The sequence below is a fragment of the Oleiphilus sp. HI0123 genome, assembly GCF_001635315.1.
In genome coordinates this window covers 1-12,737 of record NZ_LWGE01001040.1, presented here as the reverse complement: position 1 = coordinate 12,737, position 12,737 = coordinate 1, and the positions used below count along the sequence as shown (strand labels likewise).

Annotated in this window: 12 protein-coding genes; 7 read left to right on the top strand and 5 right to left on the bottom strand. The window is 46.1% G+C overall.

What is annotated here, in order from left to right; translation table 11 throughout:
- Nucleotides 1–85: 85 nt before the first annotated feature.
- Nucleotides 86–979: a PP2C family serine/threonine-protein phosphatase gene (locus A3761_RS09100; RefSeq protein WP_082865362.1), complete on the top strand. Its 894-nt coding sequence runs from the start codon at nucleotides 86–88 to the stop codon at nucleotides 977–979.
- A gap of 128 nt (nucleotides 980–1,107) precedes the next feature.
- Here A3761_RS09100 and A3761_RS09095 read toward each other — a convergent pair whose 3' ends face one another.
- Nucleotides 1,108–3,261 carry a glutamate synthase-related protein gene (locus A3761_RS09095; protein WP_082870216.1) on the bottom strand — a complete coding sequence of 718 codons (2,154 nt, stop codon included), beginning with the start codon at nucleotides 3,259–3,261 and terminating at the stop codon, nucleotides 1,108–1,110.
- Between the two features lie 137 nt (nucleotides 3,262–3,398).
- Between A3761_RS09095 and A3761_RS09090 the strand changes: the two genes are divergently transcribed.
- The 3 genes from A3761_RS09090 to A3761_RS09080 all read left to right on the top strand — a co-directional run bounded on the left by A3761_RS09090 (nucleotide 3,399) and on the right by A3761_RS09080 (nucleotide 5,520).
- Nucleotides 3,399–3,707, top strand: coding sequence for a hypothetical protein (locus A3761_RS09090; RefSeq protein ID WP_068513352.1), 309 nt, complete (start codon nucleotides 3,399–3,401; stop codon nucleotides 3,705–3,707).
- A gap of 42 nt (nucleotides 3,708–3,749) precedes the next feature.
- Nucleotides 3,750–4,382: a peptide-methionine (S)-S-oxide reductase MsrA gene (gene msrA, locus A3761_RS09085; RefSeq protein WP_082870215.1), complete on the top strand. Its 633-nt coding sequence runs from the start codon at nucleotides 3,750–3,752 to the stop codon at nucleotides 4,380–4,382.
- An 85-nt stretch (nucleotides 4,383–4,467) separates the two neighbouring features.
- Nucleotides 4,468–5,520 carry an aldo/keto reductase gene (locus tag A3761_RS09080; RefSeq protein WP_068633853.1) on the top strand — a complete coding sequence of 351 codons (1,053 nt, stop codon included), beginning with the start codon at nucleotides 4,468–4,470 and terminating at the stop codon, nucleotides 5,518–5,520.
- A gap of 12 nt (nucleotides 5,521–5,532) precedes the next feature.
- Here A3761_RS09080 and A3761_RS09075 read toward each other — a convergent pair whose 3' ends face one another.
- The 4 genes from A3761_RS09075 to A3761_RS09060 form a co-directional block, all read right to left on the bottom strand.
- Nucleotides 5,533–6,918: an ATP-binding protein gene (locus tag A3761_RS09075; RefSeq protein WP_197470236.1), complete on the bottom strand. Its 1,386-nt coding sequence runs from the start codon at nucleotides 6,916–6,918 to the stop codon at nucleotides 5,533–5,535.
- 21 nt (nucleotides 6,919–6,939) lie between these two features.
- Nucleotides 6,940–7,617 carry a response regulator transcription factor gene (locus tag A3761_RS09070; protein WP_068513365.1) on the bottom strand — a complete coding sequence of 226 codons (678 nt, stop codon included), beginning with the start codon at nucleotides 7,615–7,617 and terminating at the stop codon, nucleotides 6,940–6,942.
- 13 nt (nucleotides 7,618–7,630) lie between these two features.
- Nucleotides 7,631–7,897 (bottom strand): PepSY domain-containing protein, encoded by a 267-nt coding sequence (locus tag A3761_RS09065; protein ID WP_068513369.1) that lies wholly within the window; start codon nucleotides 7,895–7,897, stop codon nucleotides 7,631–7,633.
- Nucleotides 7,898–7,958: 61 nt separating this feature from the next.
- Entirely contained in the window at nucleotides 7,959–8,534 is a 576-nt protein-coding gene (locus A3761_RS09060; RefSeq protein ID WP_068509409.1) for a glycine zipper 2TM domain-containing protein, read from the bottom strand.
- A gap of 266 nt (nucleotides 8,535–8,800) precedes the next feature.
- Here A3761_RS09060 and A3761_RS09055 point away from each other — a divergent pair, with 266 nt between their 5' ends.
- From A3761_RS09055 to A3761_RS09045, 3 genes are all read left to right on the top strand, one after another.
- Nucleotides 8,801–10,246: a wax ester/triacylglycerol synthase family O-acyltransferase gene (locus A3761_RS09055; protein WP_082870214.1), complete on the top strand. Its 1,446-nt coding sequence runs from the start codon at nucleotides 8,801–8,803 to the stop codon at nucleotides 10,244–10,246.
- Nucleotides 10,247–10,471: 225 nt separating this feature from the next.
- Nucleotides 10,472–12,127, top strand: a complete 1,656-nt coding sequence (locus tag A3761_RS09050) for a GMC family oxidoreductase (protein WP_068513375.1) — start codon at nucleotides 10,472–10,474, stop codon at nucleotides 12,125–12,127.
- An 88-nt stretch (nucleotides 12,128–12,215) separates the two neighbouring features.
- The gene (locus A3761_RS09045; protein WP_068513378.1) at nucleotides 12,216–12,662 is read left to right on the top strand and encodes an NUDIX hydrolase; all 447 of its coding nucleotides are present in this window, start codon (nucleotides 12,216–12,218) and stop codon (nucleotides 12,660–12,662) included.
- Nucleotides 12,663–12,737 lie beyond the last annotated feature (75 nt).

Genomic DNA, 12,737 nt, shown 5'->3' with positions numbered 1-12,737 from the left:
AAATTTAAATTATAGGCTATAGATATTAGTCCTACAGCATGCTTAAATAGGCTTCTACGCAAGGGATAATGCGTTAATAACAAAAATGAAGCCGTGCACTACCTTCTACCCAACAACCATAGCAGCTGACCATGAAAGTCCGAACGCCATCATCACTCCGCCAACCGAGCTAGAATCGGATGATGCGGTTTCTGGCCTGGACATTCTTTCAAACTTTCAACGTTCAGATGTTACTAGCGAACTGAATATCTCGACTATGACTGATAATAACAAAGGACAAACTATCCCCTTCAACATTCAATCATTTGGTTTCAGTGATGTAGGTAATAAACGAACTCAAAACCAGGATGAAATCCTGGTAAAAGATTCTGATTCATTATGGCTTGTCGCTGACGGTATGGGCGGTCATGTTGATGGCGATAAAGCTAGCCAGGAGATTGTAAGGCAACTATCTGAAAAGGAACTACCAGTAAACCTTTTCTCCAAAGTAGATGCAATTAAACAAACTATACAAAATGTAAACACCGAGATATTTAGCTATGCAAAGGATAATCAACTAACGTGTGGCAGCACGGTTGTACTTCTGGCGCTTGAGAATAACAAATCTACCTTCTTATGGGCTGGGGATAGCAGGCTTTACTTATGGAGACGCGGTGAACTAACTCAATTGTCTTCAGACCACTCAATCTATAACTTATATAAAGAATCAGGTCTACCGACAGAAAACATTCAAAACAATGCAATTACTCGAGCGGTAGGTGTTGATGAGAACATTGATCTGGATATCGGTTTTCTAGACTTGGCTGTGGGCGATAGACTAATGCTGTGCTCCGACGGTCTGCACGACCCGGCTGGAGATGAAGGCATCAAGTATGCTCTATCCCTAGATACCCCGGAAAGTGCTGCGGAGAACTTAAAAAGCACCGTACTCGCGGGTGAGGCTAAAGATAACTTATCAGGTGTTTTTACTTGGCTGTAGCATTATCGATCAAAACTAGCTTCAACTAAAGCCCACACTGACACAGATTCTTGGAAACTAACATGTCAAAGACAAGCCACCTCAAAAAGGTGACATGTTACTAATTCAACTGTTGGGAAAAGGTATCTCTACATGCCACTAAACGGTATACCCGTTAATTCGGCAATCTCCTTTTTCCAAGTCGCAATATCTTGCAGAGTAAACTTACTCAAATGGTCATGGCCACACGCTCTCGCCATCACTTGCATCAAGTGTGTCGAGGATTTAAAGAAGCGTTCAAGCTGCTGTGCAGAGGTGTCAATATCCAGCTTAGCTCTGAGTTCAGGTTTTTGTGTCGCAATGCCTGCCGGACAAAGGTTGGTATTGCACATCCTGGCAGCAACGCAGCCAATAGATTGCAAAGCAGAGTTTGAGATCGCAATGCCATCGGCCCCTAGGCACATTGCTTTGATAAAGTCTGAGGGCACTCGCAAACCACCAGTAATTATTAGCGTGACATCATGACGTTTACGGTCATCCAGGTAGCGCCTAGCGCGTGCCAAGGCTGGCAAAGTAGGCACAGAAATATGATCTCTAAACAAACTCGGTGCTGCACCAGTACCACCACCACGGCCATCGAGAATCAGATAGTCTGCACTGGCTTGCAAGGCAAACTCAATGTCTCTCTCGATATGATTAGCAGATAACTTCATGCCAATGGGGATACCACCCGACACCTCACGAATGCGATCAGCGAAGTGTTTAAAATCTTTAGGGCCATTCATCTCAGGAAAACAAGAAGGCGATATAGCATCCACACCTTCAGCCAAACCTCTTACCTCAGCAACCTTTCCACGCACTTTGGCTCCTGGAAGATGACCTCCGGTACCCGTTTTCGCGCCTTGCCCACCCTTAAAGTGGAAGGCCTGAACTTGTTGTAGAACATCTTCAGAGAAGCCGAATTGCGCTGACGCTAATTCATAGAAATAGCGGCTATTCTCGGCCTGTTCCTCAGGCAGCATACCGCCCTCCCCGGAACAAATACCCGTCCCTGCTAATTCCGCCCCTCTTGCTAGTGCGATCTTTGCTTCTTCTGAAAGTGCACCGAAGCTCATATCTGAAACAAATAGTGGGATATCTAATACCAAAGGCTTTTTGGCTTTCGGTCCGATGATCAACTCCGTCCCTACTTTTTCATCTTCCAACAAAGGCTTCGTTGCCATCTGGGCGGTCATGATTTGAATATCATCCCATTCTGGAAGTTGCGTACGGGGTACTCCCATCGCTACCATTTCACCATGGCCACCGGTTTTCTCTAAACCGTCTTGTGCCAAAGCTTTAACCTCTGCCAAGCTTGGCTCTTCGGCGACTTCTTCAGTACCCGTTGGTATAGAGGAGGCTTCCGCAGCAATTGCCCCAGGTTTCGGTAAGTTCTTATGGCTACCATCACAATAAGGCGGGTTCTTGCTATGTTTACACATACACAACCAGGCATCCTGATCTTCATCGACCTTAAATACCTTGGGTTTAAATGAGGTGGAGCGGTGACTACCATCACAGAATGGCTGATTCTTACTCAAGCCACAAGAGCACCAAGCATAGCTTTCACCCGACTTTAATTCGGCTTTGATTGGCTTTCGACCCGCTATATTCGGACTGTTATCTGAGGTTTGAGAGCCGCTAGGAGCAAGCTCAACAACCTGGGCTACAGTGTTATCCTGCTTTATCTCGGCACCTGTCTTTCTTGTCAAAACATTTGCATCAGTGTGATCAAAGGTCTTGCCGTAGATATCCAGCACTGTGGTTTCGGAGTAGCTTAAGGTATCACCTTCAATGGTGACTTCATGACGAAAGGCGATCGTGCGAGCGTTTTTTTGCATAAACGGTGACTGAACAATTCCCCAGTCAGCATCGCCATCTTTGGCTTGTACGAATAGCTTAATTTTTCCCGGTGTACCTGCATTCGAGTCATAGGATCCGCCAGCAAGAAGGCCAACCGCTCTAGGGATTTGTAGCGAGTGCATAACAATTTTCTGTTCAGCGTCCCACATCCAATAGCCAAGCTCATCATGGAAGATCTCGCCATTGCTTTGACGCCGTACAACCTGATGGTAGCGAACAATCGCCAGCGTCTGCTGCTTGGCATTTTCAACATCCCCTACTCGTTCGACAACAATACGTTCAAAGTAAGGGCTATCTTCTTTTTGAGTTCCTGGCAAAGGCGCGACATCCAAACCTTTATCACCTTCCCAGGTACCAATCATCGCTTCCAACGGACCAAAATCGACGCTTTCCTCGCTCATATCATCCTCTCATTTTTGATATTTTTATAAACAGATAAGCCTTCTAAATGTAGTCAACAAAGCTCAAAAAACAACCATCAAGAATGAATCATAAGGTACAATTGGCTAAGCCCGACTAAACAACTGGATTCTCAGCAATGAATACCTATATCCCTATTATTCTTATCATCGTAATCGCCGTATTAATTTTTAAAAGCATGAGCAAACCCGACCCGGCTGCAGAGCAGTGTGCAAAGGATATTATTCAGCTATTAAAGAAAAACCAGGGAGCCAGTGCCGAGGAGATTGCAAAAGTGCTTAAAGCACATAACCGAACTGTGGAAGATGCAGAGAAGGTAACGGTCATCGTCAAAACCAGGCTAGTGCAAGCTCATATCAGGAAAGAGGATCATAATGATGTCATGTTGAGAGTGCGCCAAGCGAAGCAATTACTAGCGACACCCTAAGCCTGCAGTTTAAAATTTCTCACACCAAGCGACGAGATCCCTATGTTTTTTAAGCCCGAAAAAGCCAAAATGATCAAACCCGAAAACGCCTTACCAGGGCGCGATCAGGCAATTAGCATTAGCGCCACCCATACCGTCACTGGCAATTCAATGCTGCCCCCCTTTCCTTCTGGAATTAAACAAGCAATGTTTGGCATGGGCTGTTTTTGGGGCGCCGAACGAAAGTTTTGGTCACTGGCAGGAGTTTATTCTACGGCGGTAGGCTATAGCGCGGGCTTTACGCCCAACCCAAGCTACCAAGAAGTTTGCTCAGGATCGACAGGCCATAATGAAGTGGTATTAGTCGCTTATGATCCGTCCCAAGTATCATACTTAGACTTACTAAAAACATTTTGGGAGGCGCATAACCCAACACAAGGCATGCGCCAAGGTAACGACCAGGGAACACAATACCGTTCAGGCATTTACACCTTCAATGACGAACAAAGCAAACTTGCTAATGAAAGCCTACAACAATACCAAGTAGCGCTAACAGCGCGGGGGTTTAGCGAAATCACTACCGAGATTAAACAAGCCTCTGAGTTTTACTATGCTGAAGAATATCACCAGCAATACCTTGATAAGAATCCCGACGGCTACTGTGGCTTAGGTGGCTGTGGGGTCGAGCTGTTCTAGTAATGCGGTAAAGCCCCTGGAAAAAACACTGTCCGCACCTAAGGAGATCTATTACTATAAGCGAAACTAAATAGAGGCTTGATCAATGAACTATTCAAAACTTGGTAGCAGCGGCATTAATGTTTCACGAGTATGCCTGGGCTCGATGACCTGGGGCACACAAAATACTCAGCGCGATGCCAGTGAGCAAATCGACTTCGCCTTGGCGCAAGGCGTGAACTTCATTGATACAGCAGAGATGTATGCAGTGCCACCTGCAGCCGATACCTATGGCAAAACAGAAAAGATGATAGGTAACTGGCTGGCAGCTAATTCGAGTAAACGAGGTGACATTATTCTGGCCTCAAAGATTGCAGGAAATGGCCTACCTTGGATACGCGGGGGTGGTGACATCACGGGTGAGTCGATTATCACCTCAGTAGACGCATCCTTAAAGCGCCTTAAGACCGACTACATCGACCTCTACCAACTCCATTGGCCCAATCGTACCTCGCCTCACTTCGCCAAACATTTCCCTGGTCGAATTTCTTTTACCGATGTAGACCGTCAGGCACACTCCGATCAAATGCTAGAAATTCTTCAGGCTTTAAATGACTGCATCAAAGCCGGGAAAATTAGACATTGCGGTTTATCAGACGACACACCTTGGGGGATCAATGAGTACTTACGTTTAGCTGAAAAGCACTCGCTTCCCAAGATGGTATCAATACAAAATGAGTTTAATCTACTACATACCAAAGACTGGCCTTACCTGATTGAAAACTGTGTTCACCAGGATGTCGCTTACCTTCCCTGGTCTCCGCTTGGTGGCGGCGTATTAAGCGGTAAATATCTAAATGGAGAAAGGCCTGATGGTAGTCGCTGGAGCATTCCACAACGCAATGGTATTTTACGGGACAAGCCAAATGTCGAGACGGCTGTCAGTGCCTATGCCTCGATTGCTAAGCAACTCGATATCACGCCGGCACAATTGGCATTAGCCTGGTGTAATCAGGTCGATGGTGTCACATCAACAATTATTGGCGCCACCAGTTTGCAGCAGCTGGAAGAAGATATCGAAGCCTTTAAAGTTGAGTTATCCAAAGATGACCTGAAGGCTATTTTCAAAGTACTTAGGGAATACCCTTTGCCTTTCTAGCACAAAAAAGCTCTATAAACCCTGAGAAAAGGCGAGCTCTACACTTAGCCCGCCTAATTCAGAATCAGATAATCTTAGCGTCCCGCCGTAGCTCTCGACAATATCATTTACTACAGCTAAACCTATTCCTTGGCCGGGAATCGTAGTGTCCGCGCGCTGGCCTCGTCTGACGAGCTTTGCCTGCTCAGCTTCACTTATCCCCGGGCCATCATCTTCAATGGTGATCCGTAAGGTATTGTCATGGGCCCTTGCATGAACATTAACCTGCGCCTTTCCGTATTTAAAAGCATTATCGATCAAGTTGCCTAAGAGCTCTATCAGGTCACCTTCATCTCCCCTAAAGACTGCGTCGCCGGAGATATCACAAGCCAAAGTCATCGACTTATCATGATAGACCTTGCCCATGGCTGCACAGATTTTATCGCACAAGGGTTTGACTACTACGGCCTTATTAAACGGGGCTGCCACACCCCCAACGGCGCGTGTTAGCTGGTAGGAAAGTATTTTATCGATGCGCTCATTCTGCTCCTCAATATCCTGGAGCCATGAGGTATTGCGCATATCATCAGGTAGGGAGTTTCCCGCCTGATTCAAGGCGCTGCTAATAATGGCAGAAGGGTTTTTAATGCTATGTGCCAGGTCCGCTAAGGTATTCCGATAGCGTTCTCGCTGATGAGCTTCGTGGGAAATAAGACGATTAATACTATCCGTCATCTCCTGAAGCTCTAAGGGATAATTGCCTTTCAGCGAATCCGACTCACCTTTCTGAATCACACTCAAGTCATGACTTAAAGCAGCAATAGGGCGAAGCCCCCACTTCAGTATCATGAACTGAAGTGCAATGAGTGCCAGCGCTACCGCACTCAACCAAAACCAAAGCGAGGCTCTGTACTCCTCCATTGCTTGGCGATAAGCATCTTGCGTTTCCAAGACAACAAAACGGAAAGGTAAAACACGCTCACCATCTTCCCACTCAACTAAATAATGTAGGTGGAAAAAAGGCACGTCACTAATAGGTAAACGAAGGAATTTTGGGTCTCCCAGGCTTAGCTCACTTACATCATACTCAACCGTGTCCAAGCGTCCTTGAGCGGAGAGAGACTTCCACAAGAGAGCGTTATCTTGATGATTAAAAGCAAAAGCATAGTGATTAGAAAAAGCTTGGTTCAAACGATCATCAGTCACCAGTTCAGGCAACCAAAGCGATTGGGATTCCAGTTCGGCCGATGCAATCAAAGCATAAGCCTGTGTCGTCATTTTTTGATGCTGGGCTTCCAGCAAGCTAGCAGAATAAGCGCGCTCAAGCACCCAAGCCAAGGCACCACAAATAAGGGGTAGCAATAAGACTGAAGCCAACGCCAAGCGCCCTTGTATACTTGTCAGCAGCCAGTTTTTCATCAAGCAAGTCTTCATCAACACTTACTCTGAAGGGTGAAGGAAGCGATAACCCTGCCCTCGCACAGTTTTGATTAAGGAAAGCTTACAAGCCGTTTCAAGTTTCTTTCGAAGACGGCCAACCAAGACCTCTATCACGTTGCTATCCCGGTCGTAGTCTTGCTCATAAAGGTGCTCGGTCAACTCAGCCTTCGAGACTGGTCGCTCAGAATTTAGCAAAAGGTACTCTAGAATATTGAACTCAAAAGCAGTTAAGTCAATCGCGCTATCATTTACTGTGGCTTGCTTGGCCGATAGGTCTATTGTCAGAGTCTCAAACTTTAGCACTGAAGAGGCTTGGCCGCCAAAACGTCTGAGCAAGGCTTTAATACGTGCAAATAACTCTTCGACATGAAAAGGCTTCACCAGGTAGTCATCTGCACCAGCATCCAGGCCTTCAACTTTATCTTGCCAATTTCCGCGAGCAGTCAGTATCAATATAGGGAAGTCCCTCCCCGCTTTTCGCCAACGACGAATCACTTCAACGCCTTCAATTTTTGGCAAACCTAAGTCCACAACCGCCAGGTCGATCGGGAACTCCATTCCCTTATATAAACCTTCTTCACCATCAGCCGCGAGTTCAAGACAATAAGATTGTTGCTTTAAAGCATCTGCCAACTGTTCTCGCAGTTTGTTTTCATCTTCAATCACTAGAAGCTTCATCGTCTAGCTCTCTTTACTTGGCGCCACTGAGCAGCTCACCACTCAGGCTATCGACATGCAACACCCTAACTCGACCCGCTTTAGTTAAAAACTTAACCCGATAGACGCTACCACGGGGCGTTTCTTTGAGCTGAACTTTCAGGACCTTTCCTTCGAACCTTTCCTGAACAAGGGCAATTGCTTGATCTCGACCAATTCTCTCATTCTTTGTCTCTGCGACCAGGTTTGCGGATAAGCACACCAGCAACACGGCGGACAAAAAAAGTTTTACGAGTTTCATAGCAATCACCTTTGCGAACGTTGCCAACTAACGAGGCTTCTTTCGGTGTCACAGCTCCCTTCTAAAAAGGTTCCACCCTGACACGCACTTTTATTTTCTTACCCGGCTTCTGATCCATTCGGGTCTTATATCTTTCACCCTTGTAACGATACCATACATGGTAGCCGAGCACCTTCTCTTCATAGCTTATACGATGCCGGGTTTCGCAGCGCTGTTCATCACGGTAGTGTGACCTTGTTTTATACCGACGACGCTCATTCGAGGCGATATCGCTCCCCACTGAGGCCCCTAATATTGCACCCACAGCCGTACCAATCTTCTTGTTTTTGCTTCGGTGCCCTACAGCATTACCAATTGCGCCACCAATAATACCGCCAAGAATAGTACTAGTATGTGAATGCTCACTTCTAGGATAATCATCATATCGAACCTGTTCAGTCCAACATTCCTCTTCGGGAATTCTTTTTTCAATGGTTTTAATAATCGGCTCCACCTTCACTACGCGAGCAAAGTCGATTGAACGGTGACTCCTTCCACCCGCATAGCTAAGCGAGCTGAATAGCATCGCCACAATAATAAACGCCACCAATACCGTAGGCTGAGGTAGGTAGTTTCTTGAGTAGGTTAATTGTTTCATGTTCATATTCCTCTTTCTTTTTAGAAGGTGGAATAATCTTAAAACACTAAAGCTGAATGAAAGCTGAACAAAGAATATGAACACAAAAATGAAATTTCAGCGTACAAAACACCGAAATATAAAAAATACAATCAATAAAAAATCAATCACTTAAAAAAACAAATAGACACAGATCAAACAAAATCAACATTTGAGTTTACAGTTGTGCGCACAAATGAAAGAATTAGCTAACTCATCCAGCAACGTGTAGCCACCCCGGAGGCACCATGCACAGACTATCCAATCTCGATGCTTCATTTTTACACCTCGAATCTGCCAGATCACCCATGCACATCGGCTGCACGCTGACCTTTTCTCAGCCTAAGAACAAGACAATGACCTTCGAGCAGTTCAAGAGTCATATTCAATCGCATCTGTCGATATCGCCTGTTTTTAGAAAGAAGCTGGCGACACAAATCCTAGACCTTGATCGACCAGCCTGGTTAGACGATGAGAGCTTTGATATTGATCAACACTTGTTCCACACAAGTTTGAAAGGTGAGCTGCACGAACATGACAAAAAGCAGGTTATCAACCAGTTCTTTAGTCGCGCACTAAATCATCACAGGCCTTTGTGGGAAATAATGTATATGGAAAGTGAAAACAAGCCGGATGAGTTTTTTGTCCTGCTGAAGTTTCACCATGCCGCAGTCGATGGTATGTCTGCCGAGCATATTCTCGCTGGCTTACTAAGCCCTAAAAGCGCCCCGCAAGCCGAGCTTACCGATGATTGGAAACCCGAACACCAAGACTTGCCGAGCACCGTTTATGAAATTGGTAGCAAGCACATTCAAAACGCCTATCGCAGCCCACTTAAGGTTTACGGCCTAGCTAAACGTCTGAGTCACTCTATCTTTAGCTCCCAAGCACTTAGAATGCTCGATAAGGAACAGCGTCCTCCGCACTTTTTCACCGCACCTGAAACGCCGTTCAATCAAGCAATCAGTAAAAAGCATTTCTTTGCAAGCGCCCATCTACCGCTCTACAAAGTAAAGGAAATTAGAAAGGCCTACCCGGGCAGCACAATCAATGATGTTGTATTAGCAATCTGCTCAGGTGCTCTGCGAAAGAACCTGGAAACAAGCAATGAGCTTCCTGAAGAATCTTTAGTCGCTATGATTCCCGTATCAAAACGAGAAAAGGACGAACAAGGAAGCCCAAAAAGTTCAGGAGGGAACCTAATCTCTCCAATGCTCATATCGCTCGCGACAGACCTCGACAGCCCGAGCTCCCGACTTGGCATGATTCATCAAAATGCCCTTAGAGCCAAAGAGTTTAACTATAAAGTCGCGGTTGAACGAATCATGAAGCATCTTCCCTCGTGGTCTTCTTCCTTAACCATGAAAGCTTATACACGCCTTCGTCTAGCCAATATTCTAAAGCCCGTTTTCAACCTGATTATCACCAATGTACCGGGCCCCAAGGTTCCCTTGTTTCTGAATGGCGCCGAGCTAAAATCTCTTGAAGGCGTTGCACCGATCGTTGATAACATGGCGCTAACTGCTGTGGTCACCAGCTATGTCGATACACTAACAATCAGCCTGACTAGCTGTGAATCGATTGCTGATAAGGTCAGCTTTTTGGCAAGTAATTTCAACGAGGCACTGGACGAGCTATACCAAGAACTGGTACCTGAGAGACCAGAAGCGCCTTCTCCACAACAAGCCGCATAATTACTATCTTGCGAACAGTTATTCCACTCTGGGTTTAGAGCCTAAGGCTGTAAACCCTCTTCTAGTTAAAGAACCTCCCCCTTACTAGCAAGGCTCACAAGTGAGATTTCCCTTTTCAAGCCCCTTCCTATCGTTCAAACTATCTTCAACAAATACACGACCACATTGATAAGCTTGTTCTCAAAACGATGAGCTTATTTGATAATAATAAGAGGCGCACACCACATGGACTCACTGACTTTCGATTACGTCATCATTGGCGCTGGTTCTGCGGGCAGCGTATTAGCTCAGCGTTTATCCCAAGAAGGTGATAAAACCGTGCTTGTGCTGGAAGCCGGGCCGCGAGATAAAAGCCCGATGATCAAGGTTCCCGGGGCTTTTGCTTACTTCATGTATAGTAAGAAATATAACTGGCGCTACGAGTCTGAGCCGGTTGCCGATATACGTAACGGGCAGCCTCTATTTTGTCCTCGCGGAAAAACTCTCGGCGGCAGCAGTGCTGTCAATGCCATGGTTTATATTCGCGGTCACAAATCAGACTACGATACCTGGGAAGCACAAGGAAACCCTGGCTGGAGCTTTGATGACATGCTGCCCTACTTCAAAAAATCAGAAACCAACGAGCGCGGTGCCAGTGACTATCATGGTGGAGAAGGCCCTATCTATGTCTCTGACACGCAAAACACTTACCCGCTTAACGAGTGTTTTTTGGCTGCAAGTGAGCAAGCAGGATACCCTCTAACAGAAGATTTCAACGGACCACAATTTGAAGGCGCGGGCTATTATCAATTTACCATCAAAGATGGCGAGCGCTGCGGCGTTTCACGCGCCTATTTAAAGCCGGCCATGACAAGGCAAAACCTCTTTGTTGAATGCGAGGCCTTTGTCGATAAAATTCTCATCGAGAACAAAGTCGCAACAGGGGTCGAGTTTACTCAACAAGGTGAAAAGCATACCGTCCATGCACGTAAAGAAGTGCTGTTGTGCGGCGGCGCCTTCAACTCTCCTCAAACGCTTATGCTTTCAGGTATCGGCGATAAAGAGGAGCTTCAACAACATGGTATCGAAGTGATACAGGATTTGCCCGGCGTCGGAAAGAACCTGCAGGAACATGTTGATGCCTGTGTTTTGGTGAAAAGCAAAAAGAAGGATGGTTTCTCGACAAGCCCCGGCGGACTGCTAAAAATGCTACCCGACACTCTTAAATATCTGCGCGACAAGCAAGGCAATCTGGCGAACTCAATTACCCAGGCGGGCGCCTTTTTGAAGTCTAGCCCCGAGGTAAAGGTACCCGACATTCAGATGCACTTTGTTCCCTTACTCTTTGACGACTGCGGGCGCGATTTAAAACTCCTGTCTAGCCATGGCTACTCTCTTCACGTTTGCGTCCTTCGCCCTAAAAGCCGAGGCAAACTCAGCTTAAAATCAGCAGACCCAAGAGAGCCAATCAAAATCGACTTCAACTTTTTCTCCGACCCTGAGGATGCAAAAGTATTAGTCAACGGCATTCGGGTTGCTCGGAAAATATTAGCAAGCCCAGCCTTTGATGGGCATCGTGGCGAAGAGTTGCACCCAGGTAATAACATCCAATCAGATGAGGCACTTTTGAAGAAGTGTAAAGAACGGCTAGGCTTGGTATATCACCCTAGCGGCACCTGCAAAATGGGCAATGACCCTATGGCTGTCGTAGACAGTGAGCTGAAAGTTCATGGTATTAAAAAGTTGCGAGTAATCGACGGCTCAGCAATGCCGACTCTGGTTAGCGGTAATACGAACGCCCCCATTATCGCGATGGCAGAAAAGGCCGCCGAGATGATCTTGCAAGCTAAAACACAGTCTACTTTCCATATACAAGAGAAGGAACTTGAGACAACTAAATAAGTCTTTCTCAGTATTTTGAAATGTTCAGCTCACTGATAAGATATCCGCTTTACTGGCACACCGACTATATAAAGGATTTAACACAATCATGACCTGGACACCCCATGCAACCGTCGCCACGCTTGTCGAGCGAGATGGCAAGCTGTTACTCGTTGAAGAACGCTCTCATGGGAAAACCGTATTCAACCAACCTGCCGGTCATATAGAGCAAGGTGAAAGCATACAAGAAGCCGCTATTCGAGAAACGTTGGAAGAGACCGGCTGGCGCGTCAAGCTCACGGGATTTATTGGCTTATATACCTATACCGCCCCACAAAATGGCGTATGTTATTACCGCTTTTGCTTTGCCGCCGAAGCACTTGAAAAAGAGAGCGATAAGCTCGATAAAGATATTATTGCTGCTCATTGGTTGAGCATGGATGAGATACGAGCACTAGAAGATAAACTCCGCAGCCCGCTCGTACTAAAGTGTTTTGATGACTACTTCCAAAAAGACCACCTAGCACTCGATACCATATATGAGTACACGACCTAAGCAGTCGTCAAAACAAGAATTATATAAAAAACAGCGTTTTTCTCTTAAGCTTATCTCAAGATAGTTTTTTTGATC

Coding starts and splice junctions, on each gene's coding strand:
- A3761_RS09065 (WP_068513369.1), bottom strand. CDS start 7,897: ATGAAACTCGTAAAACTTTTTTTGTCCGCCGTGTTGCTGGTGTGCTTA.
- A3761_RS09055 (WP_082870214.1), top strand. CDS start 8,801: ATGCACAGACTATCCAATCTCGATGCTTCATTTTTACACCTCGAATCT.
- A3761_RS09095 (WP_082870216.1), bottom strand. CDS start 3,261: ATGAGCGAGGAAAGCGTCGATTTTGGTCCGTTGGAAGCGATGATTGGT.
- A3761_RS09080 (WP_068633853.1), top strand. CDS start 4,468: ATGAACTATTCAAAACTTGGTAGCAGCGGCATTAATGTTTCACGAGTA.
- A3761_RS09070 (WP_068513365.1), bottom strand. CDS start 7,617: ATGAAGCTTCTAGTGATTGAAGATGAAAACAAACTGCGAGAACAGTTG.
- A3761_RS09100 (WP_082865362.1), top strand. CDS start 86: ATGAAGCCGTGCACTACCTTCTACCCAACAACCATAGCAGCTGACCAT.
- A3761_RS09090 (WP_068513352.1), top strand. CDS start 3,399: ATGAATACCTATATCCCTATTATTCTTATCATCGTAATCGCCGTATTA.
- A3761_RS09060 (WP_068509409.1), bottom strand. CDS start 8,534: ATGAAACAATTAACCTACTCAAGAAACTACCTACCTCAGCCTACGGTA.
- A3761_RS09045 (WP_068513378.1), top strand. CDS start 12,216: ATGACCTGGACACCCCATGCAACCGTCGCCACGCTTGTCGAGCGAGAT.
- msrA (WP_082870215.1), top strand. CDS start 3,750: ATGTTTTTTAAGCCCGAAAAAGCCAAAATGATCAAACCCGAAAACGCC.
- A3761_RS09050 (WP_068513375.1), top strand. CDS start 10,472: ATGGACTCACTGACTTTCGATTACGTCATCATTGGCGCTGGTTCTGCG.
- A3761_RS09075 (WP_197470236.1), bottom strand. CDS start 6,918: ATGAAAAACTGGCTGCTGACAAGTATACAAGGGCGCTTGGCGTTGGCT.